The following is a 24,332-nucleotide window of genomic DNA, read 5'->3' as shown; positions in this document are numbered from 1 at the left end:
GTACGTCACCGCTCGAAGGCGGGCAGGGCGTCGAAGGCGCTCTTCAGCGCGTCGGACCAGCCGTCCGAGACCGTCCGGTAGTATTCGTCCTTGGCATCGAAGCGCCGGCGATAGCCTTTGACGAAACTGTCCTTCTCGTAGAACTGCATGTCGATCGGCAGGCCGACGGACAGGTTCGACTTGATGGTCGAATCGAAGGAGACGAGCAGCAGCTTGGCGCAGTCCTCGAGCGACATCTCCGGCTCGTAGGTCCGGATGATGATCGGCCGGCCGTATTTGTGCTCGCCGATCTGGAAGAACGGATTGTCGCGGCCCGCCTCGATGAAGTTGCCTTCCGGATAGATCATGAACAGGCGCGGGCGCCCGCCCTTGATCTGGCCGCCGAGGATGAAGGAGGCGGAGAACACGGCGTCGGCGCTCTGGCCGCCCTGAGCGCTGCCGGAGATCACTTCCTTGACCGTCTCGCCGATCAGGGTCGCCGTCTGGAACATCGACGGCTGGGTGAGGATGCTCGGCTGCCGCTCGGCCGGCGCCAGCTTGCGCTCGTCGAGCAGGGACACGGTCGCCTGGGTCGTCGCCAGATTGCCGGCCGAGAGCAGGCACAGGAACCGCTCGCCGGGCACCTCCCAGGTCTTCATTTTCGAAACGACGGAAATGTTGTCGAGGCCGGCATTCGTCCGCGTGTCGGACATGAACACCAGGCCGCGTTCCACCAGAAGCCCGACGCAATAGGTCATCGAAGTCAGTTGCCCCGCACCGCAGAGAACATCGTCCCCGCTCGGGGCGATCATTCGACCAAAAAAAGCCCGGTGACAACTAACCGATCGGACTTGCCCGGAACCTTTTCGACATCTGCGGCGAAACTGCGTCATAAGTTCGCGGCAACCGTCCGGCACCTCCCATTGCAAGCTGATCGGGAATCGGTCGGCAGTCTCGCCGGCGGCACCCCCGGGAGGACGAACCGGCACTTGGTGACGCGACCGACCGCGCGCCACCGGGCCATGGGACGGTTCCCCGCCGCGGCGGGGGGCGGATCGGGATCGTGCCGGCAGGGCCGCCACGGCTCCGTCAGGCAGTTGGATAGAAGCGGTAGTTCTGGCCGATCTCCTGGGCGAGGCGATTGTTGTCGCGAATGAACGCCTCGATGAACTCGTGCAGGCCACCGTCGATGGTCTGGCGCACGCTCGCGTCGGAAAGCCGCTGGTTGATCTCGGTCGCGGTCTCGAAGCACGGGTGGCGGACTTCGTAGTTGCGGTTGAGATATTTCAGGCTCTCCTCGATCACCGTGTAGCAATAGGCGAGCGACCGGGGCATGCGGCGATTGAGCATCAGGAAGTCGATGATGTTCACCGCCCGGTATTCGCCGTCATACTCCCAGGCATAGGAGCGGTGGGCGGAGACGGATCTCAGGATCGAACGCCATTGGAAGTTGTCGAGAGCCGAACCCACCTGGCTGTGCTCGGGCAACAGCAGCCAGTATTTCACGTCGAGGATGCGGGCGGTGTTGTCGGCGCGTTCGATGAAGGCGCCGAGATTGCAGAAATCGAAGATCTCGTTGCGCAGCATCGTCGTCTGGAAGGTGCCACGGATGAGCGCGCCCTGCCGCTTGACGAGGTCGATCACGGCAGGCAGTTCCCGCGCCGTCACGGGCGAGGCGAGCCGTCGCTGGATGACGAGCCAGCTTTCGTTCACCGCCTCCCAGAGCTCGCGGCTGAGCGCCGTGCGCACCATCCGCCCGTTGGTGCGGGCGGTTTCCAGCGAGGCGCGCACGCTGGACGGGTTGTCGCGGTCGCACAGCATGAAGTCGACGACGGTGTCCGGGTCGTATTCCTGGTACTTGGCGGCATAGGCCGCTTCCACCCCCGCCGAGACCAGCACCGACTGCCACTCGTCGGGCTCGGCGGACAGGTTGGTGAGGGCGATGCGCTGGCCGGCATCGAGCAGGCGGGCGGTGTTTTCGGCCCGCTCGATGTAGCGGAACATCCAGAACAGGCCGTTTGCGGTGCGTCCGAGAAGTGCCATCGCTCAGTCCCTCAAAACCCAGGTGTCCTTGGTGCCGCCGCCCTGGCTGGAATTGACCACCAGGGAGCCCTCCTTGAGGGCGACGCGGGTGAGGCCGCCGGGAATGATCCGGACCTTGTCGGAGACGAGGACGAAGGGACGAAGATCGACGTGGCGCGGCGCCAGCCCGCCGTCGACGAGGATCGGCACGGTGGACAGCGCCAGGGTCGGCTGGGCGATGTAGTTCGTCGGCCGCTTCTTCAGCTTCTCGGCGAAAATCTCCCGCTCCTCGCGGGTCGAGGTCGGGCCGACGAGCATGCCGTAGCCGCCGGAGCCGTGCACCTCCTTGACCACCAGCTCTTCCAGATGGTCGAGGACGTATTTCAGGCTGTCGTCCTCGGCGCAGCGCCAGGTCGGCACGTTCTGCAGCTTGGCCTTCGCCCCGGTATAGAACTCGACGATCTCCGGCATGTAGGAGTAGATCGCCTTGTCGTCCGAGATTCCCGTGCCCGGTGCGTTGGCGATGGTGATGCCGCCGTTCTTGTAGACCTCCATGATGCCGGGGATGCCGAGCATGGAATCGGGGTTGAACACCTTCGGATCGAGGAAGGCGTCGTCGACCCGGCGATAGATCACGTCGATCGGCTTGTAGCCCTCGGTGGTGCGCATCTGGATGCGCCCGTCGATCTCGGCGACGTCCGACCCCTCGATCAGCTCGACCCCCATCTGGTCGGCGAGGAAAGCGTGTTCGAAGAAGGCCGAATTGTAGATGCCGGGGGTCAGCACGGCGATCGTCGGCGTGCCCTCGCAGGCCGGCGGCGCGACGGCGGCCAGCGAGCGGCGCAAGTGATGGGGATAGGTCTCGACCGGGCGCACCCGGTTCTGCGAGAACAGCTCGGGAAACATCTGCATCATCGTTTCCCGGTTCTCGATCATGTAGGAGACGCCGGAAGGGGTCCGGGCGTTGTCTTCCAGAACGTAGAACTCGTTCTCGCCGCAGCGCACGATGTCGGTGCCGATGATGTGGGTGTAGACGCCGCCGGGCGGACGGAAGCCGCGCATCTCTTCCAGAAACGCCTCGTTGCCGGTGATCAGCCGTTCCGGCACGATCCCGGCCTTGATGATCTCCTGATCGTGGTAGAGATCGTCGAGAAAGGCGTTGAGCGCGGTGACGCGCTGTTCGATCCCTTCGGCGAGATTGTCCCATTCGGCCTTGGCCATGATGCGGGGGACGAGGTCGAAGGGGATCAGCCGCTCGGCCGCTTCCTCCTGCCCATAGACGTTGAAGGTGATGCCGGTTCGCCGGAAGAACGCTTCCGCCTCGCCGGCCTTTTCGCCGAGGGCGTCCGCGTCCTGTTCCCTGAACCATTCGTAGAAGCGGGCGTAGGGCTCCCGCACCTCGTCGTTCGCTGTCAGCATCTCGTCGAATGAATTCACCGGCAACCTCCGTCACGCTTCCAATCAAAGAGAAAGCCATTCGGCTAAAAATCAAGCCGTCCGATCGAATTGGATGAGTCTGATGAAGGAATGTGCATGCTGCGGCGCCGGAACGACGCGTCGTGCCAAGCTTTTCGGCAGGCTCGTGACGCAACGGCGACCTCGCCGTGGGATGGCCGCGCCGGTCGCCGCGACGACCGTTTGCCAGTGCCCGCCCTCCCACATTACACATCCCCGGTTGGGAGGACAGGCAGGCGATGGCAAAGATGCGGGACGAGGCGACGACGCGGCTCGACGAGGCGGCAAGGGCCGGCTGGCTCTATTACGTCGCCGGCAACACCCAGGACCAGATCGCCGCCAAGCTCGGCATTTCCCGCCAGGCCGCCCAGCGGCTGGTCTCCCATTCGGTCTCGGCCGGGCTGGTACGGGTTCGCATCGACCATCCGATCGCCGCCTGCCTGGAACGCTCCGAAGCCCTCAAAGCACACTTCGGCCTCAGATTCTGCGAGGTGGTGCCGTCCGACCGGGCCTCGGCCTCGACGACGCTCGGCATCGCGGAAGCCTGCGCGGCCGAGATGGAGCGGGTGCTGAAGCGCGAGGTCCCGACCATCCTCGCCGTCGGCACCGGCCGCACCCTCAGAGCCGCCGTCGAGCATCTGCCGCCGATGTCGGCGACCCAGCACCGCATCGTCTCGCTGACCGGCAACATCGCTCCCGACGGTTCTGCCTCGGTCTACAACGTCATCTATTCGATGGCCGACCAGGTGAAGGCGCCGCATTATCCGATGCCGCTGCCGGTGGTCGTCTCGACGCCGGAGGAGCGCCAGCTCCTGCACCAGCAGAAGGTGGTCGAGAGGACCCTGCAGCTCGCCGCCAGGGCCGAGGTCACCTTCGTCGGCGTCGGCGAGATCTCGGCCAATGCGCCGCTCGTCCTCGACGGCTTCATCACCGCGGAGGAGCGTGTCGATCTCGAGCGCCAGGGCGCCGCCGGCGAGATCGTCGGCTGGGTGTTCGACGCGTCCGGCCGGGTGATCGACTGCCGCTTCAACGAGCGGGTGGCGAGCGCGCCGATCCCGTCGACCGACAGGGGCGAGGTGGTCGCCGTCGCCATGGGACCGGCCAAGACCTCGGCGATCCGCGCCGCGGCGACGGGCGGGCTGATCAGCGGTCTGATCACCGACGAGGCGACGGCCGAGCGGCTGCTGGGCTGACCCCCTCCCAAAGTATCCGTGTCCTTCGCGAGAAACGCGCGGGCGCGGGGGGCCATGCCGGCGCATGGCCGAAATCTTCGCGGGCGCACCAGGGTTCTTTTGCACCGCAGGATTGCATGTGACCGGCGGCTCTGGTTCCCTCCTTCTGCAGAGCGTCGAGGGTTCGGGCTGCTGCACTGCGGCATGGAATTCGATTGACATTCGAACGCCGACGGTGAAGTTTTGCCCCGCCATTGAACAAATGCTCATCTCAGAGCTGGGAGGCTTCCATGAGATTTTCCATGCTGACGGCGAGCGCTTGCGCGCTGATCGCCGTCGCGGCGACGTCCGCCGAGGCGCAGACGACGCTGACGATCGGCACCGTCAACAACTCCGACATGATCCGCATGCAGGGCCTGACGCCCGAATTCGAAAAGGCGCATCCGGACATCAAGGTGAACTGGGTGACGCTGGAGGAGAACATCCTTCGCCAGCGCGTCACTACCGACATCGCCACCGGCGGCGGCCAGTTCGACGTCATGACCATCGGCACCTACGAGGTCCCGATCTGGGCCAAGCAGGAGTGGCTGAAGCCGCTCGACGGGCTGGGCGACGGCTACGACATGGACGACCTGATCCCGGCGATCCGTTCGGCCCTGTCCTCCGACGGCAAGCTCTATGCCGCGCCGTTCTATGCCGAGAGCGTGCTGACGCTCTACCGCAAGGACCTGTTCGAGAAGGCCGGGCTGACCATGCCCGAAAAGCCGACCTGGGACTTCATCGCGGAGGCCGCGGAGAAGGTGACCGACAAGGATGCCGGAATCTACGGCATCTGCCTGCGCGGCAAGCCGGGCTGGGGCGAGAACATGGCCTTCCTCGGCAACATGGCCCGCGAGTTCGGCGCCAATTACTTCGACGCCGACTGGAAGCCCCAGTTCGAGTCGGAAGGCTGGAAGAAGGCCGTCACCCTCTATGTCGACCTGATGCAGAAATACGGCCCTCCGGGCGCCGCATCGAACGGCTTCAACGAGAACCTGCAGCTCTTCGGCCAGGGCAAGTGCGGCATGTGGATGGACGCGTCAGTCGCCGCCTCCTTCGTCACCGATCCCAAGCAGAGCCAGGTGCCGGACAAGGTCGGCTTCGCGCCGGCGCCCTGCGGCGTCGAGGGCTGCCCGAACGACGGCTTCAACTGGCTGTGGGCGTGGTCGCTGGCGATCCCGAACTCCTCGCAGAAGGCGGAAGCCGCGCAGACCTTCATCTCCTGGGCGACCTCGAAGGAATATCTCGAACTCGTCGCCGAGAAGGAAGGTTGGGCGAACGTGCCTCCGGGCACCCGCACCTCGCTCTACGAGAACTCGAAATACACCGAAGCCGCGCCCTTCGCCGAGGCGACCCTGAACGCCATCCAGCATGCCGATCCCTCGCCGACCGACGACAAGCCCTATTACGGCCTGCAGTTCGCGGCGATCCCGGAGTTCCAGGGCATCGGTACCGCGGTCGGCCAGCAGATGGCCGCGGCGCTCTCCGGTTCGGCGACGGTCGACCAGGCGCTGAAGCAGAGCCAGGCGATCGCCGAGCGCGAGATGAGCCGGGCCGGCTATCCGAAGTGACCCCGGCCGGGATCTGACGAACACCGGCACGGGCGGCCGCTCAAAGAGCCGCCCGGCCGAAAGCTTCAGGGAGGAAGGCCGAGTTTCGCCGGCGCTGCTGGACGGCGGCCCCCGAATTCGTTCCCGACATCGCCATCCTCCCGACACGCTTGCGTCCCCGCCCTTCGGCAGATCGACCGTTTGAAGGGTGGGAGGCGGGGCGAGATGCAGACCGGCGGCCGCCATTCGATGCGCGGCCGCCTCTCATCCGCGCTTTCACGCCGCGCGCGGCGGCAGAACGGGCAAGTGGCATGGCGACCCTGCATACCAAGAGCGCGGCGCGCGCGATGATGGCGCCGGCGGTGATCGTCCTCCTGATCTGGATGATCGTGCCGCTGGCGATGACGCTGTATTTCTCGACGCTGAACTACACGCTCTACAATCCGATCTCGACGCCTTTCATCGGCTTCGAGAACTACAGCTACTTCCTCACCGACCCGACCTTCCTGGCGGCGCTCGCCAACACGCTGATCCTCGTCCTCGGCGTCCTCGCCATCACGGTGATCGGCGGCATCCTGATCGCGCTTCTGCTCGACCAGGAATTCTACGGCGTCAACATCGTGCGGCTGCTGGTGATCGCGCCCTTCTTCGTCATGCCCACGGTGGCCGCGCTGGTCTGGAAGAACATGATGATGAACCCGGTCTACGGAGTCATCGGCCAGCTTCTCCAGGCGGTCGGCCTCGCACCGATCGACTGGATGACCGAGGTGCCGCTCCTGTCGATCGTCATCATCGTCGCCTGGCAGTGGCTGCCCTTCGCGACGCTGATCCTCCTCACCGCCCTTCAATCGCTGTCGGCGGACCAGAAGGAGGCCGCCGAGATGGACGGCGCGGGGGCCCTGTCGATCTTCTGGTACATCACCCTGCCGCATATGAGCCGCGCGATCACCGTGGTGATCCTGATCCAGACGATCTTCCTCCTGTCGATCTACGCCGAAATCCTGGTGACGACCCAGGGCGGGCCGGGCTCGCAGTCGACCAACATCACCTATCTCGTGGCGCAGCAGGCGACGTCCTACGGCGACATCGGCGCGGCATCCGCCGGCGGCATCGTCGCCGTCGTCCTCGCCAACATCGTCGCGATCTTCCTCGTTCGCCTCATCGGCAAGAATCTCGACGCCTGAGGGAGGGCTGACCATGGCACGCAACGTCACCACGGGTCGCAAGATCGGAACGACCATCCTCGCCTGGTTCGTCGGGCTGGTGATCTTCTTCCCGATCCTGTGGACCTTCCTCACCTCCTTCAAGACCGAGCTGCAGGCGATCTCGATCCCGCCGGTCTTCGTCGGCTTCGACTGGACGCTGGAGAACTACCGGACCATCCAGACCCAGTCGAACTACTTCCACTTCATGGCGAACTCGATCTATCTGTCGCTCGGCTCGACGGCGCTCGGGCTGATCTTCGCCATCCCCGCCGCCTGGGCGATGGCCTTCTCGCCGACCAAGCGCACCAAGGACGTGCTCCTGTGGATGCTGTCGACGAAGATGCTGCCGGCCGTCGGCGTGCTCATCCCGATCTACCTGCTCTTCGTGCGCTTCGGCCTGCTCGACTCGCGCCTCGGCCTGATCGTCGTCCTGTTCCTCATCAACCTGCCGATCATCGTCTGGATGCTCTACACCTACTTCAAGGAGATCCCCGGCGAGATCCTCGAGGCGGCGCGGATGGACGGGGCGAGCCTCGGCAAGGAGATCACCCAGGTTCTGGCGCCGATGGCGGTGCCAGGGATCGCCTCGACGATTCTCCTCAACGTCATCCTGTCTTGGAACGAGGCCTTCTGGACGCTCAATCTGACGACGTCCAACGCCGCGCCGCTGACCGCCTTCATCGCGTCGTTCTCCAGCCCCCAGGGCAATTTCTACGCCAAGCTCTCGGCCGCCTCGATGCTGGCCATCGCCCCGATCCTGATCGTCGGCTGGTTCTCGCAGAAGCAGCTCGTGCGCGGCCTCACCTTCGGCGCCGTCAAGTAAGGAATTCCGCCATGGGACAGATCCATCTCGAAAAGGTTCGCAAGGCCTTCGGCGACGTCGTCATCATCCCCGAACTCGATCTTCAGATCGAGGACGGCGAGTTCGTCGTCTTCGTCGGCCCGTCCGGCTGCGGCAAATCCACGCTGCTGCGGCTGATCGCCGGGCTCGAAGACGTCACCGGCGGCAAGATCGTCATCGACGGCGCGGACGCGACGACGCTGCCGCCGGCCAAGCGCGGGCTCGCCATGGTGTTCCAGTCCTACGCGCTCTATCCGCATATGAGCGTGAGGAAGAACATCGCCTTCCCGCTCAAGATGGCCGGCATGGACAAGGCCGAGATCGATCGCCGCGTCGACTATGCGGCGAAGACGCTGAACCTCGACAACTACATCGACCGGCGCCCCGGCCAGCTCTCCGGCGGCCAGCGCCAGCGCGTCGCCATCGGCCGGGCAATCGTGCGCGAGCCGAAGGCCTTCCTCTTCGACGAGCCGCTGTCCAATCTCGACGCGGCTCTCCGGGTGGGCATGCGCCTCGAGATCTCCGAGCTGCATCAGCGGCTGAAGACGACGATGATCTACGTCACCCACGATCAGGTCGAGGCGATGACCATGGCCGACAAGATCGTGGTTCTGAGGGCCGGCAACATCGAGCAGGTGGGCTCGCCGCTGGAGCTTTACTCGCAGCCGCGCAACACCTTCGTCGCCGGCTTCATCGGCTCGCCGCGGATGAACCTCCTCGGCGGCAAGGAGGCCGCCGGATACGCTGCGGCGACCATGGGCATCCGGCCCGAGCACATCAGGCTCTCGACCACCGAGGGCAAATGGAAGGGCACGGTGAAGGTGTCCGAACATCTCGGCTCCGACACCTTCCTGCACGTCGAATCGCCGGTGCATGACGAGCCTCTGACGGTGCGCGCCGACGGCGAGTTTCCCGTTCATGCCGGCGACGTCGTCTATCTGACGCCCCAGGAGGACAAGATCCACCGCTTCGACGACAAGGGTCTCGCCATCAGGGGCAACGGCCGGGTCGCCGGCTGACGGCGCGCCGGTTTTCCCGAGCGGTCGCTCGGCCGGTCGTCCTTCGCACGAGCCGGGCCGGCCTTTCCCGGTGCGGCCGCAGCGTCTATCGAACTCCCCCCGCGCGGGATCGTCCCGGCGCGGCAACGACCAGATCCTCAGGAGACCTGCCATGAGCGTTAGGCTTTCCGCCCAGACCCTTTCCGACATCGCCGAAAAGGCCGCCATTCCCGGCTACGACCGCGCGAAGCTTTCCCCCGGCATCCTGCATTTCGGCGTCGGCAATTTTCACCGGGCCCATCAGGCGGTCTATCTCGACGATCTGTTCGAGACCGGTGAGGGGCATGACTTCGCCATCGTCGGTGCCGGCGTCATGCCGTCCGACGCGGCGATGCGCGACAAGCTCGCCGGCCAGGACTATCTCACCACCGTCGTCGAGCAGGACAATGCCCGCACCAGCGCCCGCGTCACCGGGCCGATGGTCGACATGCTGCCGGTCGGCGATGCCGCGGCGATCGTCGAGAAGCTCGCCGATCCGGCGATCAGGATCGTCTCCATGACCGTCACCGAGGGCGGCTACTTCATCGATTCCGACGGCGTCTTCGATCCGGCCCATCCGGCGATCGCCGCCGACGGCGCCGATCCCGAACGGCCGAAGACCGTCTTCGGCCTGATCGGCGCCGGGCTGAAGGTCCGGCGCGAGCGCGGGATCGAAGCCTTCACGGTCATGTCCTGCGACAACATTCCGCACAACGGCCGGGTCTGCCGCAGCGCCGTCGTCGGTACCATGCGGCTCTCCGACCCGGCCTTCGCCGACTGGATCGACCAGGCCGTGGCCTTTCCGAACGGCATGGTCGACCGCATCACCCCGGCCACCAGCCAGCGCGAGATCGACCATTGCCGCGAGACCTTCGGCATCGACGACGCCTGGCCGGTCTATTGCGAGGAATTCAAGCAGTGGGTGCTGGAGGACGACTTTCCCGCCGGGCGCCCGGCGCTGGAGAAGGTCGGCGTCCAGTTCGTGCCGGACGTCTCTCCCTATGAGACGATGAAGATCCGCATTCTCAACGGCGGCCATGCGATCATCGCCTATCCGGCCGGGCTGATGGATGTCCATTTCGTCCACGAGGCGATGGAGACCGATCTCGTCGCGAAGTTCCTCGACAAGGTGGAAGCGGACGAGGTGCTCCCCGTCGTCCCGCCGGTGCCGGACACCGACCTCGCCGACTACTACGCGCTGATCAAGCGGCGCTTCGCCAATCCGAAGATCGGCGACACGATCCGCCGCCTCTGCCTCGACGGTTCGAACCGCCAGCCGAAATTCATCGTCCTGTCGATCCTCGACAATCTGAAGGCCGGCAAGGAGCCGACGGGCCTCGCGCTCGAATCGGCGCTGTGGTGCCGCTACTGCCGGGGCGTGACGGATTCCGGCGCGACGATCGAGCCGAACGATCCCAACTGGGACAAGCTGACCGAGCGGGCGAAGGCCGCCGAGAGCGACCCGTCCGCCTGGCTGTCGATGACCGACGTCTACGGCTTCCTGAAGGACGAGCCGCGCTTCGCCGAGCCCTTCGCCAAATGGCTGAAGATGCTGGCTGAGAAGGGGACGGCCGAAACGCTGAAGGTCTATCTCGGGGAGGGGTGATCCATCCCACCCGACGCGGTCGAAACGCCGGCGGCGGGTGAGGAGCCGACCCGTCCGCCAGATCGAGCCGCAGTCGAGCGAGAACGCCGACGGCCTCGCACGTAGGCCGTGATCTCCGGCGACGGACCGACGACCCCACGAAGGTCAGTGAATCATGTCAGCTGGAACTGCCACGATTTCGCGGTGGATTTGTAGTCGAGCTGCGGCGAAAAGACATGCCGCGTGTACAGCGGCATGGGTATGAGCCAAGGCAGGCTGCTCCCCGAGCCGAGCACCGCCTCGGCATGGAGACGCGCAAATGCGATCGAGAACGAGCCGGGCCCGGTGTTCCACCAGATTCGGCCGTTGAACAACTCCTCCTCCGGCATGCGCGTGACGATCTCGATGGCTTCGTGCAGGAGGGGATCCTTCTTCGCCAAACTCAGATACATGTTCGGCAGTTCGACCGGCGCGACGATGCGTTGAAGCCTGACGCATCGCATTGCCTTGTCGAAGAATGGGGGCAGCGACTTGCAGAATTCGTCGGCGTCGACGTAGATCCCGCCATTCTCGTACAGGTAGAATATCCTGAACAGGTCGGCTTTCATGGCCGGGTGCTCGGCGCGCCTGAACCGCGCGCCAACCTCGCTTCCATAGGTGCGAGCCAGCCAGTCTTCGGCATTCTCCTCGTTGAACAGGGAATATTGAAAGCCGCGCTGCGCCAGGGCCTGCCACGTCCGACAGCATCGTTCGACATCCTCCGGGACGGTTCGGCTGTCCCAGAACTGAACGATTGCGCGCGGCACTTCCTCGGCTGCGGCAGCGTTCGGGAGCGTCCGGTCTCCGATGGGTGCGCCGCCGACGACATGCGACAGGTAGAATTGTGAAAGGCAAACTCTCTCTTCATGCGTCCGGCAATTCTTGTCGTCGGCGAGATATGACTTCGATCTCTCTTCGAGAGTTTCTGCAGACGTGTCACGGATGAGTTCGGTCGCCGAAAGGAACGACCGGGCGTAGACGTTGCGAAACCGATCGGTCGTCGACGCGGCGGATTGACGGTCCTTCGTGTCGCCGCTCGAAAGGGACGCATCGATTTCCGTCAGCGCGTGCTCGATGCCCGGGCCGTCGAGCCGATACATCGCCGCGTAAAGCTCGTGATTCCACGCCGCCTTCCGAAAGGAGGCATGGCCGCTCCGCTTCGCCTTGTCGATAAGCCCTTCATCGTCGATGTCGACCATCGACGTGCGAGCTCTTGCGTCGGCGAGGTGCAAGCGTAGGCCGAGCGTCTCGTCATCTTGCAAGATCAACCTTTGAGCGTCGTCGAACCAGCCGTTGGCGATCGCATGATTCGCAAGTAACGTTCGGATCGGCCCCGCATGATTGACGATGCCGGCAGCCAATTCGGCTCGTTTCAACTTGTAGAGGGCCGTTTCCAGGCCCAGGAAGCCGAGGATCTGGAAATTGATCGTCCATATCCGGAGCGCATGACGGGACAGTTCCTCCTCGGAGCAAGCGGCCAGCAGGCCCTCGAAGACGGACGAGGCGGCCTCGGGATGTCCCGCGCGCAGAAGCGCTCCGACCTCATGGGAGACGATGCCGATCAAATTGTCGACCGCCAGGGATCGCCAATTCGATGCCGGGCCCGTGGACAAGTATTTCGAGAGAACTTTGCGGGCTTCGGAATGCCGTGACAGTTCACGAAGAGAAATTGCAGAGTCGATCCACGAACGCTGATCTTCAGGGCAAAGATCGAGGAGCTTTCGGAACAGCGCCAGCGACGTCTCATGATCTCCAGCGTTGCGAGCGCCCAAGGCACGTTGACGAAGATTGTCAATTTCCTCGGATGTCGTCATCGAGGCTCCATGAAATTTCGATCGGGCATTGACGGTGCGGCGGTTGAGGAACGCAAGGTAAACATGGCTCCACCGCTGCCGCCATCGATCTTGGCACAGGCTGGCGGCACGGCGGAAGCCGAGCGCTATGGATTTCGCCTCGCTGGGTGGTTCTTTGTCGCGGTCTGGCGATCGTCGCGATCTTCTATCGCCACCGCTTTGGTCCGATCTCCGAAGAACTTCATTTCGATGGGATATGAAACTGCAGGCATCGACGCCCGGAACGGCCTCCCCGCATCACGACTGCCACCCCTTTTCTTTGCCGGTAAAATCCGGCTAGGTCGCTGGCGACGCGAACCTTGGGAGGCGGCATGGCTGAGGCGTTTCTCGGCATCGACGTGGGGACGGGCAGCGCCCGCGCCGGGCTGTTCGATCGAAATGGCCGTCTCATCGCCTCGGCCAAGCGCCCCATCCGCCTGTGGCGCGAAGAGCCGAACGTCTTCGAACAGTCCTCCGAGGACATCTGGCAGGCGATCTGCGAAAGCGTCCGCGAGGCCGTCGCGAAGGCCGGTGTAAAGCGGGAGGACGTCAAGGGCCTCGGTTTCGACGCCACCTGCTCGCTCGTGGTGCTGGACGAGGGCGGCCATCCCCTGACCGTGAGCCCTTCCGGCGACGAGACGCGCAACGTCGTCGTATGGATGGACCACCGGGCGCTCGATCAGACCGCCCGCATCAACGAGACCCGCCATCCGGTGCTTCGCTATGTCGGCGGGAGCATCTCGCCGGAGATGGAAACGCCGAAGCTCCTCTGGCTGAAGGAGAACCTGCCGCAGACCTATGGACGGGCCGGGCACTTCTTCGATCTCGCCGATTTCCTGTCGTTCCGGGCGACCGGCAGCCTCGCCCGCTCGGTCTGCACGCTCACCTGCAAATGGACCTATCTCGCCCACGAGGGCCGATTCGACGCCGACTTCTTCCGGACGATCGGCCTTGAGGACCTCGCCGCGGAGAACTTCGCCCGCATCGGCACCGAGGTCGTCGACATCGCGACGCCGCTCGGCGCCGGCCTGACGGAGGAAGCCGCCGCGGATCTCGGCCTCGTCGCCGGCACGCCGGTCGGCGCCTCGCTGATCGATGCCCATGCCGGGGGGGTCGGCACGGTCGGCGGCGCCACCGGGCAAGGCGCGGCGGCCGACCCGACGGCGGAACTCGCCTTCATCATGGGCACGTCCTCCTGCACCATGACGCTGACCCGTGAGCCGGCCTTCGTCGACGGCGTCTGGGGGCCGTATCTCGGCGCGATGATCCCCGGCTACTGGCTGCTCGAAGGCGGCCAGTCGGCCTATGGCGCGGCGCTCGATCACGTCGTGTCGCTGCATCCGGCCTATCCGGCGGCCGAAAAGGCGGCTGCGGCGGCGGGTATCGCGGTGCTCGACCATCTGGAACGGCGGGCCGTGGAAATTGCCGGGTCGCCGGAAGCGGCGGCATTTCTCGGCGCCGAACTCACCGTCGTGCCGGAATTCCTCGGCAACCGCTCGCCGGAGGCCGATCCGCATGCCAGAGGGGCGATCTCGGGCCTGACGCTCGCCTCCAGCGAGGAAAACCTCGTCAAGCTGTTCGTCGCGACGCTGTCGGGCCTGTGCTACGGCACCCGCCAGATCGTCGAGGCCAACCGGGCGAAGGGGCTCCAGCTCGGGACCATCGTCGCCTCGGGGGGCGCTGCCCACTCGGCGCTGCTGCGCCGCCTGCTCGCCGACGCGACGGGCCTGTCGGTGGCGCTGACCGCGACGCCCGAGCCGGTGCTCCTCGGCAGTGCCATGGTGGGCGCCGTCGCGTGCCGTGCCCATCCCGATCTCAAGGCGGCCGCCGCGGCGATGAGTCGCGCCGGCGAAGTCGTCGTCCCCGCGGGGGGCGCCGTCGCCGAATTCCATGCCGCGAAATACGAGGCCTACCGGCTGTTGCAGCGTTGCGAGAGGCAGACGCGGGCGATCCTGCGCCCATATGTCGGAACCTGAAGCACCGGCCGTCGGCTCCAACGTGATGCGGGGGGATATCTTCGCCCTTTGGAAACATCGAGGCGGTCACCTGCGAAATCAGCGCGGGACCCCGACGCGAGGCAGGACGGACAATGGCGAGAGGAACGACGATGGCGAGCGAACGTGACGGCCGCACGATCACCGCGACCGAGGCCGCCGAGCCGCCGCCGATCGGCGCGCTCCTCGCCTTCGTGGCGATGCTGCCGATCGCGGCCGGCGCCGTCTATCTGTGGATCGGAACCGAGGCGGAGGCCTTTCTCACCGTCAATCTGACGCTGTTCTGGGGCGCGGCGATCCTCACCTTCCTCGCCGGGGTGCGGCGCGGCGTCAGCTTCCGCCAGCCGGGCGGGCCGACGCTGATGCAGCTCGCCACCATGCTCTGGCTCTACGGCCTCGGCTTCGTCGCCATCGTCGAGACCGTCTGGGCCTACACGCTGACGGCGACGGCGCTCGAACTCGTCGGCTATCTCAGCCTCGCCGTGCTCGACCCGGTGGCCGCGAAGAACGGCGAGGCGCCGCTGTTCTTCGCCTCGCTGCGGCCAGTCCAGATGGCCATCCCGATCGTCGCGCTGCCCGTGCTCGGCTACTATGTCTGGCAGAGCCCGCTCTTCGGCTGAGAGCCGGGCTGCGAAGCTGCCCGCAAGCTTCAGCGCGGCTCGTCCGTCAGGCCGAGTTCGATCGCCCGCTCGGCGGTCATCCGGTTCTGGCAGGCGGCATAGACGGTGAAGCGGATGGTGCCGTCCATGTTGCGGGCGTAGAGCCGATCGCATTCGGCGTCGCGAAAGGCGATCCAGGCGCGCTGGGCCTTCTTGAGACCGTCGGCGGCCCCCGGGTCGCCGCCGTTCTCCTTGGCTTCCGCGTCGTAGGACGAGGCGTCCTTCATCGCCGCCTTGTAGTTCTCGTTCAGCACTGTGTCCCAAGCTTCGGCCTCGCGGTCGTAGCAGCCGTTGACGCCGGTCTCGGTCTCGGAGGAGAGGCCGTCGACGCAAGGGTCGACCACCGTCTCGATGCAGCTGCGGGGATCGTCCTTGGCGCCTTCGACGCAGGCTTTCAGCGCAGCGGCGTCGGCCGCGACGTCCGGGCCGGCGGCCGCGGCCGGGTGGGCGAGGACGAGGACAGGGAGTAGGATGAGGGCAAAACGTTTCATACGGGATGGCACCTGATGGCTTCGACGACGTTGATGGCTTTGATATCAGACACTTTCGCCCGTCTCGGCAATCGAAATCTGGGGTTTTGAGATGGCATCGCTCTTCAGTCTCGGCGTCTTCGTGGCGATCGTCCTCGTCGTGGCTTCGAGCGGCGCCGTGTTCAAGCCCGGGCCGTGGTATCAGCGGCTCGACAAGCCGGGCTGGACACCGCCGAACTGGGCCTTTCCGACCGTCTGGTCGCTGCTCTACGTGATGATCGCCATCGCCGGCTGGCGGGTCTACGAGACCGCCGGGCTCGTCGCGACTCCGTTCGTCGCCTACGGGGCCCAGCTCCTCCTCAATGCAGCCTGGTCGGCGCTGTTCTTCGGCCTGAAGCGGCCGGGGCTCGCCTTCGCCGACGTTCTGGCCCTGTGGCTCGCGGTGGCGATCAACGCGTTGACGTTCTACCCGATCGACGCGGTCGCCGGGCTGCTGATGATTCCCTATCTCGCCTGGGTGACGGCGGCGGCCTGCCTCAATTTCGCGGTCTGGCGGCGCAATCCGCAGGCGTTCCGCGCCGCCGCGGCGAACGGTTGACCGAAAGCGCCGGCCCGTCGCAAAGAGGCGCCGCAAGGCGCTTCCGCCGACGTCCCACGGAGTCTCGATCGATGCCGCAATTTGCCACCTATCCGAGTCTGAACGGCAAGACCGTCCTCGTCACCGGCGGGGCGTCCGGGATCGGGGCGGAGATCGTCCGCGCCTTCGCGGGCCAGGGCTCGAAGGTCGGCTTCCTCGATCTGGACGAAGCGGGCTCGGCCGCCCTCGGCGCGGAACTGAACCGGGAGGGCGCGTCGGTCGGCTTCGAATGCTGCGACCTGCGCGACATCGACGCGACCAGGGCGGCGATCACAGCTCTTGCCGATCGCCACGGCCCGGCGACCGTCCTCGTCAACAATGCCGCCCGCGACGACAGGCATGGCTGGGAGAGCGTCACGCCCGACTATTTCGACGAGCGGATCGCCACCAATCTGAAGCACATGTTCTTCGCCATCCAGGCGGTCGCCCCCGGCATGATCGCCGCCGGCGGCGGCTCGATCGTCAACATGGGGTCGAACTCCTGGTGGGAGGCGGGCGGCGGCATGCCGGCCTACACGACCGCGAAGGCAGCCGTGCACGGCATGACCCGCTCCTTCGCCCGCGATCTCGGCCCGCATCGGATCCGCGTGAACACCGTCGTGCCCGGCTGGATCATGACCGAGCGCCAGAAGGAGCTCTGGGTCACCGAGGCGGCGATCGAGAAGCATCGCGACCGCCAGTGCCTGAAGGATCTGATCGAACCGGCCTACGTCGCCCGCATGGTGCTGTTCCTCGCCTCCGACGACGCGGCGATGTGCACCGCCAACAACTACATGGTCGAGGCCGGCTCGATCTGACCGGCCCCGTGTTGCCGAAGGCCGGCCGTTGCGAAGCGGCCGGCGCCGGGCGTCTTTCGTCCGTCAGCCCGTCTCTTTCGGGCCGACGCATGGTACCGGCTCTTCGAGAAGGGCGCGAAGGAAGCGCGCGACGCCGATCGCCTCCTCTCGCGACAATCCGTCATAGGCGCTCTTCAGGCGGTTGCGCAGATCCTTCTGATCGTCGAGCACCTTGCCGGCCTTGGCTTCGACGAGGACGATGATCACCCCGCGCCGGTCCGCCGGATTGGGGCGGCGCGTGACGAAGCCCTCGCGCTCCAGCCTGTCGAGCAGTGCCGTCGTCGCTCCCGTCGACAGGCCGACGTGTTCGGCGATCTTCTTGGCACTGACCGGTTCGTCCGAGTCCTCCAGAAATCCCAGGCACATCAGGTCGGTCAGAGCCAGACCGTAGCGGGTCGCGAGTTCGCGATCGAGCCCGACCGCCACGTGAACCACCTGTTTGAACAAATGGGAAAATTCCTTGAAGCCTTCCGGTCGTCGCAGTTTCGATGGGGTGGGCGCGGCCTTCGCAGGAGGCATTGACGTTCCTCGTCCTCTCGATATATCTCGATCATAAAGTAATTTGATCGATAAGTCACATGGATGTTCGCACGATGGTATGGTGGTTTTTGCGACGCCCCATGCGTCGCTTCCCGAGGCTCGGTGCGTTGGCGGTCGTGCCGCTTCTCGCCGGCTGCGGCGACGAGGCGGTGCCGGAAGCGCCGCCGCAGGTCGCCGCCTTCGTCGAGGCCGAGGTCGAGCCATTTTCCCGGACGATTTCCCTGACCGGCACGATCGTCGCCCGCAACACCTCGACCTATGCCTTCGAGACCGGTGGCCGTGTCACCGAGGTCGACGTCGACGTCGGTGACCACGTCGAGGTCGGCACGGTCCTCGCCAGGATCGATCCGACCCAGGAAGAAGCCGACGTCGCGTCGGCAAAGGCCAAGGTGGGATCGGCCGAGGCGGTGGTCGCCCAGGCCGAGGCCGCCTTCGAACGTCAGACGAAGCTGCTGGCCCAGGGTTTCACGACCCGCTCGGACTACGACGATGCCGAGCAGACGCTCGCCAGGGCCCGAAGCGACCTCGATACCGCGAGGTCGGATCTGACGACCGCAGAGAACACCCTGGACGACACGGTCCTGAAGGCGAAGGCGGACGGCGTGATCACCAGCCGCAGCATCGATCCGGGCCAGGTCGTGACGGCCGCCCAGGCGGCCTTCGGCTTCGCCCAGAGCGGCGCCCTCGATGCCGTCTTCAGGGTCCAGGAACAGCTGCTGCTGGCCGGGGGGAACCCCCCGTCGGTCGAGGTTTCGCTGGTGGAGAACCCGTCGGTGTCGGCGATCGGCCACATCCGCGAGGTCTCGCCCCTGATCGACGGCGGTACCGGCACGGTTCAGGTCAAGCTCGGCCTCGAAAATCCGCCGCCGGCCATGACGCTCGGCTCCGCCGTGGTCGGTCGCGAGACCAGTGGCGGGCCGAGCGAGGCCGTCAGCCTGCCCTGGAACGCGCTTCTGGTGAAGAACGGCCAGCCGGCCGTCTGGGTGGTCGGCGAGGGCGACAAGCCCGTGCTGAAGTCGGTCGAGATCGCCGCCTATCGCACCAAGGACATCCTCGTCGCGAGCGGGATCGCGAGGGGCGAGCGCGTCATCACCGCCGGTTCGCAACTGGTGCTGCCCGGCACGACGCCCCAGCTCGTGCGCGCCGAACGGGAGAAGACGCGATGACGATCGGATCGCGCATTCGCCTCACCGGCGCCTTGTCGCTGTCGCTCTTTCTGTGGGCCTGCAGCCAGTCGGAAGAGGAAGGCCCACCGCCTTCGCCCCGGCCGGTGCGCACCACGGTGCTCGCCGAGAGCGATCCCCAGGCTCTCGGCTACAGCGGAACCGTCGAGCCGCGTTTCACGACGCAGCTCGCCTTTCGCACCCTCGGCCGCATCGTCTCGCGGGAGGTCGACGTCGGCGACATCGTGGAAAAGGGCGAGCCCGTCGCGGCGATCGACGCCGAAACCCTCGATGCGGATCTCCGGTCGGCCGAGGCCCAGCTCGACAGCGCCGAGATCCAGGACCGCAACGCCAGGGCGGCCTTCGAGCGGACGAAGCGGCTGTTTGCCGAAAAGACCGTGGCGCAGTCCGAGGTCGACAACGCCCAGCAGAGCCTCAGCGCGGCCGAGGCGCAGCTCGTCAGTGCCAAGGCGCAACTCGCCAAGGCGCAGAACTCCCTGTCCTACGCCATTCTCAACGCCCCCTTCGACGGGGTCATCACCAACCGCGCGGCCGACGTCGGCCAGGTGGTTTCCGCCGGCGAAGAGGTGATGACGCTGGCTCGCACCGACCAGCGCGAGGCGGTGATCGACGTGCCGGCCGAACGCGCCGGCGAAGTGTCGGTCGGCTCGCCCTTCGAGGTGGTGCTGCAGATCGCGCCGTCCGTGAAGACCGACGGCAAGATCCGCGAGATCGCGCCGCAGGCCGACACGCTGACCCGGACGGTGCGGATGCGCATTTCGCTCGACGATCCCCAAAGCGCCTTCCGGCTCGGCGCGCTGATCACCGCGATCCCCGCCGCGAAGGCGGATGAGCCGGTGATATTCCTGCCGCCGAGCGCGATCTTCGAGGACGACGGCAAGACCTGGATCTGGGTCGTCGACGAAAAGGACCAGACCGTGCACAGAAAGGCAGTCGGGATCGAGCGGGACGGCGGCGGCCGGGTGATCCTCGTGTCGGGCGCTGCGGTCGGCGCCGCGGTGGTGACGGCGGGCGTCCACAGCCTCGAAGAGGGTCAGAAGGTGTCGCTCTCCAAGGGGATTCGGTCTTGAGGTCGTTCAACCTGTCCGATTGGGCGCTGCATCATCGTTCGATGATTTGGTTCCTGATGCTGATCGCCTGTTTCGCCGGCCTGTTCTCCTACTTCAACCTCGGCCGCGAAGAGGATCCGAACTTCACCATCAAGACGATGATCGTCTCGGCCTCGATGCCGGGCGCGACCGTCGAGGAAATGACCGAGCAGGTCACCGACCGGATCGAGAAGAAGCTGCAGGAACTCGACAGCCTGGACTACACCCGCTCGATCACCACGCCGGGACAGACGGTCATCTTCGTCAATCTCCTGCCGACCACCAAGGCCCGGGACGTGACCGGCATCTGGCGGAAGGTGCGCGACAAGATGGCGGACATCCGTTCGGATTTTCCGTCCGAATTCCAGGGCTTCGCCTTCAACGACGAGTTCGGCGACGTCTTCGGCAACATCTATGCCTTCACCGCCGACGGCATCACCTTCCGGCAGCTTCGCGACTATGTCGAGGGCGTCCGCACGCAGCTCCTGCAATTGGGCGATGCCGGCAAGGTCGAACTGGTCGGCGAGCAGGACGAGGCGATCTATCTGGAATTCTCCCTGCGCAAGATCGCCGGCCTCGGCCTCGACCAGCAGTCGATCATCGACACGCTGCAGGCACAGAACGCCATCGCGCCCTCGGGCGTGATCCAGTCCGGCCCCGAACGGATCATCGTCCGCGTTTCCGGGCAGTACACCTCCGAAGACAGCCTCGAGGCCGTCAATCTCAGGGTCAACGACCGCTTCTTCAAGCTGAGCGACGTCGCCAGCATCACCCGCGGCTACGAGGATCCCCCGACGACGCTGTTCCGCTTCAATGGCCAGCCGGCGATCGGGCTTGCCATCGGCATGCGCTCGGGCGGCAACATCGTCGACTTCAGCGAGGCGCTGAAGCAGGAAATGTCGCGGATCGTCAGCGAACTGCCGATCGGGGTCGGGGTCCATCAGGTCGCCGATCAGGGCGCCGTGGTCGAGGAATCGGTCGGCGGCTTCACCCAGGCGCTGTTCGAGGCGGTGGCGATCGTTCTCGCCGTCAGCTTCGTCAGCCTCGGCTTCCGGGCCGGCTTCGTCGTCACGCTGTCGATCCCGCTGGTTCTCGCCATGACCTTCATCGGCATGGAATATGCCGGCCTGACGCTGCAGCGTATCTCGCTCGGCGCGCTCATCATCGCGCTCGGCCTTCTCGTCGACGACGCGATGATCGCCATCGAGACCATGGTGACGCGGCTCGAGGCCGGCGAGAGCCGCGAGAAGGCGGCGAGCTTCGCCTGGACCTCGATCGCCTTTCCGATGCTGTCGGGAACGCTGGTGACCGTCGCCGGCTTCCTGCCGATCGGCTTCAACAATTCGAACGCCGGCGAATACACCTTCTCGCTCTTCGTCGTCATCGCGATGTCGCTGATGCTGTCCTGGATCGTCGCCGTCCTGTTCACGCCGCTGATCGGCGTCCTGATCCTGCCGAAGTCGATGCACAGGCACGATGCCAGGCCGGGCTTCGTGCGCCGCGCCTTCTCCGCCGTGCTGCGCGGGGCGATGCGGTTTCGCTGGATCACCATCCTCGTCACGGTCGCCCTGTTCGCCGGCTCGATCTATCTGATGCAGTTCGTCCAGCAGCAGTTCTTTCCGACCTCGGACCGGCCGGAACTCGTCGTCGACTTCACCCTTCGCCACAACGCGACCATCGCCGAGACGCGCGCTCAGATGGACGAGCTGGAGGCGTCGCTGGCCGGCGATCCCGACGTCGACCATTGGAGTTCCTATGTCGGCCAGTCGGCCGAGCGCTTCATCCTCGCCTACGACGTCCAGCCCGCCAACCCGTTCTTCGGCCAGGTGGTGATCGTCAACAAGGACGTCGAAGCGCGCGAACGGGTGAAGGCGAAGCTGCAGTCGTTCATCCGCGAAAATCTCGTCGGCACCGACGTCTATGTGAAGTATCTCGAACTCGGACCGCCCGTCGGACGCCCGGTGCAGTACCGTCTCGGCGGTCCCGACATCGAGGTGGTCCGCGACCGGGCCCGCGAACTCGCGGCGCTGATGGCGAGCGACCAAAGGCTGACCTCGATCGTGCGGGACTGGAGCGAGCCGGCGCGCGTCCTGAAGGTCGAGATCCTGCAGGACAAGGCCCGGCAGCTGGGGATCACCTCCCAGGAGATCGCCTCGCGGCTGAATTCGGTGCTGGACGGCAGCACCATCACCGACATTCGCGACGGCATCTATCTCGTGCCGGTGATCGCGCGGGGGTCGGAATCGGACCGCGATTCCATCGAGGCGATCGAGAACCTGCAGCTGACCAGTTCGCAGGGCGAGGCCATCCCCCTCGCCAGCCTGGTCAGCTACCAGTACACCTACGAGGATCCGATCCTCTATTCGCGCTCGCGCATCCCGACGATCACCGTCAGTGCGGCGATCAACGGTCCGGCGCAGCCGGCGACGATCGTAAAGGCCCTGGCGCCGAAGATCGCGGAGTTCGAAAAGAGCCTGCCGACGGACTACCACGTCGAGATCGGCGGTGCGGTGGAATCGAGCGCCGAGAGTCAGGGGCCGATCGCCGCCGTCATTCCGGTGATGCTGCTTGCCATGCTGACGCTGATCATGATCCAGATGCAGAGCTTCCGGGCGTTGTTCGTCGTGCTCTGCGCCGCGCCGCTCGGACTGATCGGCGTCGTCGCCGCGCTGCTGCCCTCCGGCGCGCCGCTCGGCTTCGTCGCGATCCTCGGCGTCCTCGCCCTGATCGGCATCCTGATCCGCAACTCGATCATCCTCGTTCACCAGATCGACGTCCTGCGGGAGGAGGGGATGCAGCCCTGGCAGGCGGTCTTCGAGGCGAGCGAGATGCGCGCCCGGCCGATCATCCTGACGGCCGCCGCCGCCAGCCTGGCGCTGATCCCGATCTCGCGCGAGATCTTCTGGGGTCCGATGGCCTTTGCGATGATGGGCGGCATCATCGCCGGGACGCTGATCACCCTGTTGTTCATTCCGGCGCTGTATCTGGCGGTGTTCCGCATCTCGAAACCGGACGAAGGGGATCTGCCGTCGAAGGATCACGTGCCGGCGGCGCACGGGGCGCCGGCTCAGGCCTCCGGCGATGGGATTCCTGCCGGCGCCGCGGGCAATTTTCCCTGGCATCGGTCGGCGGACACCCCGTAGCGCCACCGCTCCGAAAAGCATGCAAGACGCCTCGGCGGTCGCCGGGGCGTTTTTCGTTTCGCGGCCGCTTCCGCCGTGGCCATCGACGCCAATGATACGACCTTCGTCGTAGAACCGGCGTTCCGGGACTTGCGCAATCGCCGTTTCCGGCGCAATGGTACGATCATTGCGGATGGGAGGTCCGGCGGAATCCATGGGTTACGAGCGTCCGACAATCGACGGGGAGCGGTCGAATCGTACCGTTGCGCTCGCTGCCGAATTCGGCCGCCGGATCACGTCGGGCGATCTCCTCAGCGGCGACGCGCTGCCGACGGAAAAGGAAATCCAGTCCCACCACGGGGTGTCGCGCACGGTGGTGCGCGAAGCGATCCGTCATCTCGCCGCCAAGGGCCTCGTCAGCGTCGGCCCCAAGGTCGGCACCAAGGTGCGCCCGCGCATCGCCTGGAACATGCTGGATGCCGACGTCATGGCGTGGCATCTCACCGCCCCGGTGCGCCGCCCCTTCGTCGAGGCGCTGTACGAAATGCGGCTGATCAACGAGCCGGCCGCGGCCCGGCTCGCCGCCCGGCGCATCGACGCGGCGCAGGGCGAGCGTCTGACGCGGGCGCTCGGCGGCATGCGCGACAATCCGCGCGGCTCGTCCGAGCTGATCGCCGCCGATCTCGACTTTCACCGCATCGTACTCGAGTCGACCGGCAATCCGCTGCTCGTCTCGCTCGGCGCGCTGATCGAGCGCAGCCTATCGGTCTCCTTCTCCTTGTCCTGGCGGCAGAACCCGCAGGAGGAGACCGTGCGTCAGCACGAGAGGGTGATGCAGGCGATCCTGACCGGCGACGGCGATGCGGCCGAGCTGTTCATGCGGCGTCTCATCGAGAGCGCCTTCGACGACGTCGTTCATGCCCTCTACGCCAATGGCGAGGAGGAAACGCGGTCCGGCGGCGCGCCGGACGCAAGAAAGATGGCCGAGCCGCGCCCATCCGGCGTGGCTTGAGCGGAAATGGGCGCCTCGCGGCGTCCGCAACGGT

At 65.9% G+C, this 24,332-nt stretch carries 20 protein-coding genes; 14 read left to right on the top strand and 6 right to left on the bottom strand.

The features are described from left to right. Positions 1-5 precede the first annotated feature (5 nt). The 3 genes from LZD57_RS17575 to LZD57_RS17565 form a co-directional block, all read right to left on the bottom strand. Positions 6-737: a proteasome-type protease gene (locus LZD57_RS17575; protein WP_233720787.1), complete on the bottom strand. Its 732-nt coding sequence runs from the start codon at positions 735-737 to the stop codon at positions 6-8. Positions 738-1,068: 331 nt separating this feature from the next. After that, positions 1,069-2,022 (bottom strand): alpha-E domain-containing protein, encoded by a 954-nt coding sequence (locus LZD57_RS17570; RefSeq protein ID WP_233720786.1) that lies wholly within the window; start codon positions 2,020-2,022, stop codon positions 1,069-1,071. Positions 2,023-2,025: 3 nt separating this feature from the next. Then, positions 2,026-3,420 (bottom strand): circularly permuted type 2 ATP-grasp protein, encoded by a 1,395-nt coding sequence (locus tag LZD57_RS17565; RefSeq protein ID WP_233720840.1) that lies wholly within the window; start codon positions 3,418-3,420, stop codon positions 2,026-2,028. A 275-nt stretch (positions 3,421-3,695) separates the two neighbouring features. On the opposite strand from LZD57_RS17565, the gene LZD57_RS17560 reads away from it, so the two are divergent. From LZD57_RS17560 to LZD57_RS17535, 6 genes are all read left to right on the top strand, one after another. Next, positions 3,696-4,649 (top strand): sugar-binding transcriptional regulator, encoded by a 954-nt coding sequence (locus tag LZD57_RS17560; protein WP_233720785.1) that lies wholly within the window; start codon positions 3,696-3,698, stop codon positions 4,647-4,649. 269 nt (positions 4,650-4,918) lie between these two features. Continuing rightward, positions 4,919-6,238 carry an ABC transporter substrate-binding protein gene (locus tag LZD57_RS17555; RefSeq protein WP_233720784.1) on the top strand — a complete coding sequence of 440 codons (1,320 nt, stop codon included), beginning with the start codon at positions 4,919-4,921 and terminating at the stop codon, positions 6,236-6,238. Positions 6,239-6,528: 290 nt separating this feature from the next. After that, entirely contained in the window at positions 6,529-7,401 is an 873-nt protein-coding gene (locus LZD57_RS17550; RefSeq protein WP_233720783.1) for a carbohydrate ABC transporter permease, read from the top strand. 13 nt (positions 7,402-7,414) lie between these two features. After that, positions 7,415-8,245 carry a carbohydrate ABC transporter permease gene (locus tag LZD57_RS17545; protein WP_233720782.1) on the top strand — a complete coding sequence of 277 codons (831 nt, stop codon included), beginning with the start codon at positions 7,415-7,417 and terminating at the stop codon, positions 8,243-8,245. An 11-nt stretch (positions 8,246-8,256) separates the two neighbouring features. Further along, on the top strand, positions 8,257-9,282 hold the full coding sequence (locus LZD57_RS17540) for an ABC transporter ATP-binding protein (RefSeq protein WP_233720781.1): 1,026 nt from the start codon (positions 8,257-8,259) through the stop codon (positions 9,280-9,282). Positions 9,283-9,433: 151 nt separating this feature from the next. Then, positions 9,434-10,906, top strand: a complete 1,473-nt coding sequence (locus LZD57_RS17535; protein ID WP_233720780.1) for a mannitol dehydrogenase family protein — start codon at positions 9,434-9,436, stop codon at positions 10,904-10,906. Between the two features lie 152 nt (positions 10,907-11,058). On the opposite strand, the gene LZD57_RS17530 is transcribed toward LZD57_RS17535, so the two are convergent. Further along, positions 11,059-12,738: a glycosyltransferase gene (locus tag LZD57_RS17530; protein WP_233720779.1), complete on the bottom strand. Its 1,680-nt coding sequence runs from the start codon at positions 12,736-12,738 to the stop codon at positions 11,059-11,061. Between the two features lie 350 nt (positions 12,739-13,088). Between LZD57_RS17530 and LZD57_RS17525 the strand changes: the two genes are divergently transcribed. Both LZD57_RS17525 and LZD57_RS17520 read left to right on the top strand, forming a co-directional pair. Next, complete coding sequence (locus tag LZD57_RS17525) at positions 13,089-14,732, top strand: FGGY-family carbohydrate kinase (RefSeq protein ID WP_233720778.1); 1,644 nt, start codon at positions 13,089-13,091, stop codon at positions 14,730-14,732. A gap of 131 nt (positions 14,733-14,863) precedes the next feature. Then, on the top strand, positions 14,864-15,370 hold the full coding sequence (locus tag LZD57_RS17520) for a DUF3429 domain-containing protein (RefSeq protein WP_233720777.1): 507 nt from the start codon (positions 14,864-14,866) through the stop codon (positions 15,368-15,370). Between the two features lie 29 nt (positions 15,371-15,399). Here LZD57_RS17520 and LZD57_RS17515 read toward each other — a convergent pair whose 3' ends face one another. Continuing rightward, positions 15,400-15,900, bottom strand: coding sequence for a lysozyme inhibitor LprI family protein (locus LZD57_RS17515; RefSeq protein ID WP_233720776.1), 501 nt, complete (start codon positions 15,898-15,900; stop codon positions 15,400-15,402). A gap of 91 nt (positions 15,901-15,991) precedes the next feature. Between LZD57_RS17515 and LZD57_RS17510 the strand changes: the two genes are divergently transcribed. Beyond that, on the top strand, positions 15,992-16,477 hold the full coding sequence (locus LZD57_RS17510) for a TspO/MBR family protein (RefSeq protein ID WP_233720775.1): 486 nt from the start codon (positions 15,992-15,994) through the stop codon (positions 16,475-16,477). A 71-nt stretch (positions 16,478-16,548) separates the two neighbouring features. Next, on the top strand, positions 16,549-17,313 hold the full coding sequence (locus LZD57_RS17505; protein WP_233720774.1) for an SDR family NAD(P)-dependent oxidoreductase: 765 nt from the start codon (positions 16,549-16,551) through the stop codon (positions 17,311-17,313). A 63-nt stretch (positions 17,314-17,376) separates the two neighbouring features. On the opposite strand, the gene LZD57_RS17500 is transcribed toward LZD57_RS17505, so the two are convergent. After that, complete coding sequence (locus tag LZD57_RS17500) at positions 17,377-17,799, bottom strand: MarR family winged helix-turn-helix transcriptional regulator (protein ID WP_233720773.1); 423 nt, start codon at positions 17,797-17,799, stop codon at positions 17,377-17,379. Between the two features lie 173 nt (positions 17,800-17,972). Here LZD57_RS17500 and LZD57_RS17495 point away from each other — a divergent pair, with 173 nt between their 5' ends. The 4 genes from LZD57_RS17495 to LZD57_RS17480 all read left to right on the top strand — a co-directional run bounded on the left by LZD57_RS17495 (position 17,973) and on the right by LZD57_RS17480 (position 24,298). Continuing rightward, positions 17,973-19,058, top strand: coding sequence for an efflux RND transporter periplasmic adaptor subunit (locus LZD57_RS17495; RefSeq protein ID WP_233720772.1), 1,086 nt, complete (start codon positions 17,973-17,975; stop codon positions 19,056-19,058). Continuing rightward, positions 19,055-20,146, top strand: coding sequence for an efflux RND transporter periplasmic adaptor subunit (locus tag LZD57_RS17490; protein WP_233720771.1), 1,092 nt, complete (start codon positions 19,055-19,057; stop codon positions 20,144-20,146). Before LZD57_RS17495 ends, LZD57_RS17490 begins: the two co-directional genes overlap by 4 nt. Further along, entirely contained in the window at positions 20,143-23,307 is a 3,165-nt protein-coding gene (locus LZD57_RS17485) for an efflux RND transporter permease subunit (protein WP_255700023.1), read from the top strand. The genes LZD57_RS17490 and LZD57_RS17485 overlap by 4 nt, the downstream gene beginning before the upstream one ends. Positions 23,308-23,500: 193 nt before the next feature. Continuing rightward, positions 23,501-24,298, top strand: a complete 798-nt coding sequence (locus LZD57_RS17480; protein WP_233720770.1) for a FadR/GntR family transcriptional regulator — start codon at positions 23,501-23,503, stop codon at positions 24,296-24,298. Positions 24,299-24,332 lie beyond the last annotated feature (34 nt).

Source organism: Jiella avicenniae, from assembly GCF_021390325.1.
In the GTDB taxonomy this organism is placed as follows: Bacteria; Pseudomonadota; Alphaproteobacteria; order Rhizobiales; family Rhizobiaceae; genus Jiella; species Jiella avicenniae.
This window is presented reverse-complemented; position numbering and strand designations above follow the sequence as displayed.

What these genes read in the sequence shown, in the direction of transcription:
- LZD57_RS17495 (WP_233720772.1), top strand. Translation starts at nt 17,973, where the DNA reads ATGCGTCGCTTCCCGAGGCTCGGTGCGTTGGCGGTCGTGCCGCTTCTC.
- LZD57_RS17540 (WP_233720781.1), top strand. Translation starts at nt 8,257, where the DNA reads ATGGGACAGATCCATCTCGAAAAGGTTCGCAAGGCCTTCGGCGACGTC.
- LZD57_RS17505 (WP_233720774.1), top strand. Translation starts at nt 16,549, where the DNA reads ATGCCGCAATTTGCCACCTATCCGAGTCTGAACGGCAAGACCGTCCTC.
- LZD57_RS17480 (WP_233720770.1), top strand. Translation starts at nt 23,501, where the DNA reads ATGGGTTACGAGCGTCCGACAATCGACGGGGAGCGGTCGAATCGTACC.
- LZD57_RS17545 (WP_233720782.1), top strand. Translation starts at nt 7,415, where the DNA reads ATGGCACGCAACGTCACCACGGGTCGCAAGATCGGAACGACCATCCTC.
- LZD57_RS17510 (WP_233720775.1), top strand. Translation starts at nt 15,992, where the DNA reads ATGGCATCGCTCTTCAGTCTCGGCGTCTTCGTGGCGATCGTCCTCGTC.
- LZD57_RS17565 (WP_233720840.1), bottom strand. Translation starts at nt 3,420, where the DNA reads ATGCTGACAGCGAACGACGAGGTGCGGGAGCCCTACGCCCGCTTCTAC.
- LZD57_RS17550 (WP_233720783.1), top strand. Translation starts at nt 6,529, where the DNA reads ATGGCGACCCTGCATACCAAGAGCGCGGCGCGCGCGATGATGGCGCCG.
- LZD57_RS17530 (WP_233720779.1), bottom strand. Translation starts at nt 12,738, where the DNA reads ATGACGACATCCGAGGAAATTGACAATCTTCGTCAACGTGCCTTGGGC.
- LZD57_RS17555 (WP_233720784.1), top strand. Translation starts at nt 4,919, where the DNA reads ATGAGATTTTCCATGCTGACGGCGAGCGCTTGCGCGCTGATCGCCGTC.
- LZD57_RS17490 (WP_233720771.1), top strand. Translation starts at nt 19,055, where the DNA reads ATGACGATCGGATCGCGCATTCGCCTCACCGGCGCCTTGTCGCTGTCG.
- LZD57_RS17575 (WP_233720787.1), bottom strand. Translation starts at nt 737, where the DNA reads ATGACCTATTGCGTCGGGCTTCTGGTGGAACGCGGCCTGGTGTTCATG.
- LZD57_RS17570 (WP_233720786.1), bottom strand. Translation starts at nt 2,022, where the DNA reads ATGGCACTTCTCGGACGCACCGCAAACGGCCTGTTCTGGATGTTCCGC.
- LZD57_RS17515 (WP_233720776.1), bottom strand. Translation starts at nt 15,900, where the DNA reads ATGAAACGTTTTGCCCTCATCCTACTCCCTGTCCTCGTCCTCGCCCAC.
- LZD57_RS17525 (WP_233720778.1), top strand. Translation starts at nt 13,089, where the DNA reads ATGGCTGAGGCGTTTCTCGGCATCGACGTGGGGACGGGCAGCGCCCGC.
- LZD57_RS17535 (WP_233720780.1), top strand. Translation starts at nt 9,434, where the DNA reads ATGAGCGTTAGGCTTTCCGCCCAGACCCTTTCCGACATCGCCGAAAAG.
- LZD57_RS17520 (WP_233720777.1), top strand. Translation starts at nt 14,864, where the DNA reads ATGGCGAGCGAACGTGACGGCCGCACGATCACCGCGACCGAGGCCGCC.
- LZD57_RS17560 (WP_233720785.1), top strand. Translation starts at nt 3,696, where the DNA reads ATGGCAAAGATGCGGGACGAGGCGACGACGCGGCTCGACGAGGCGGCA.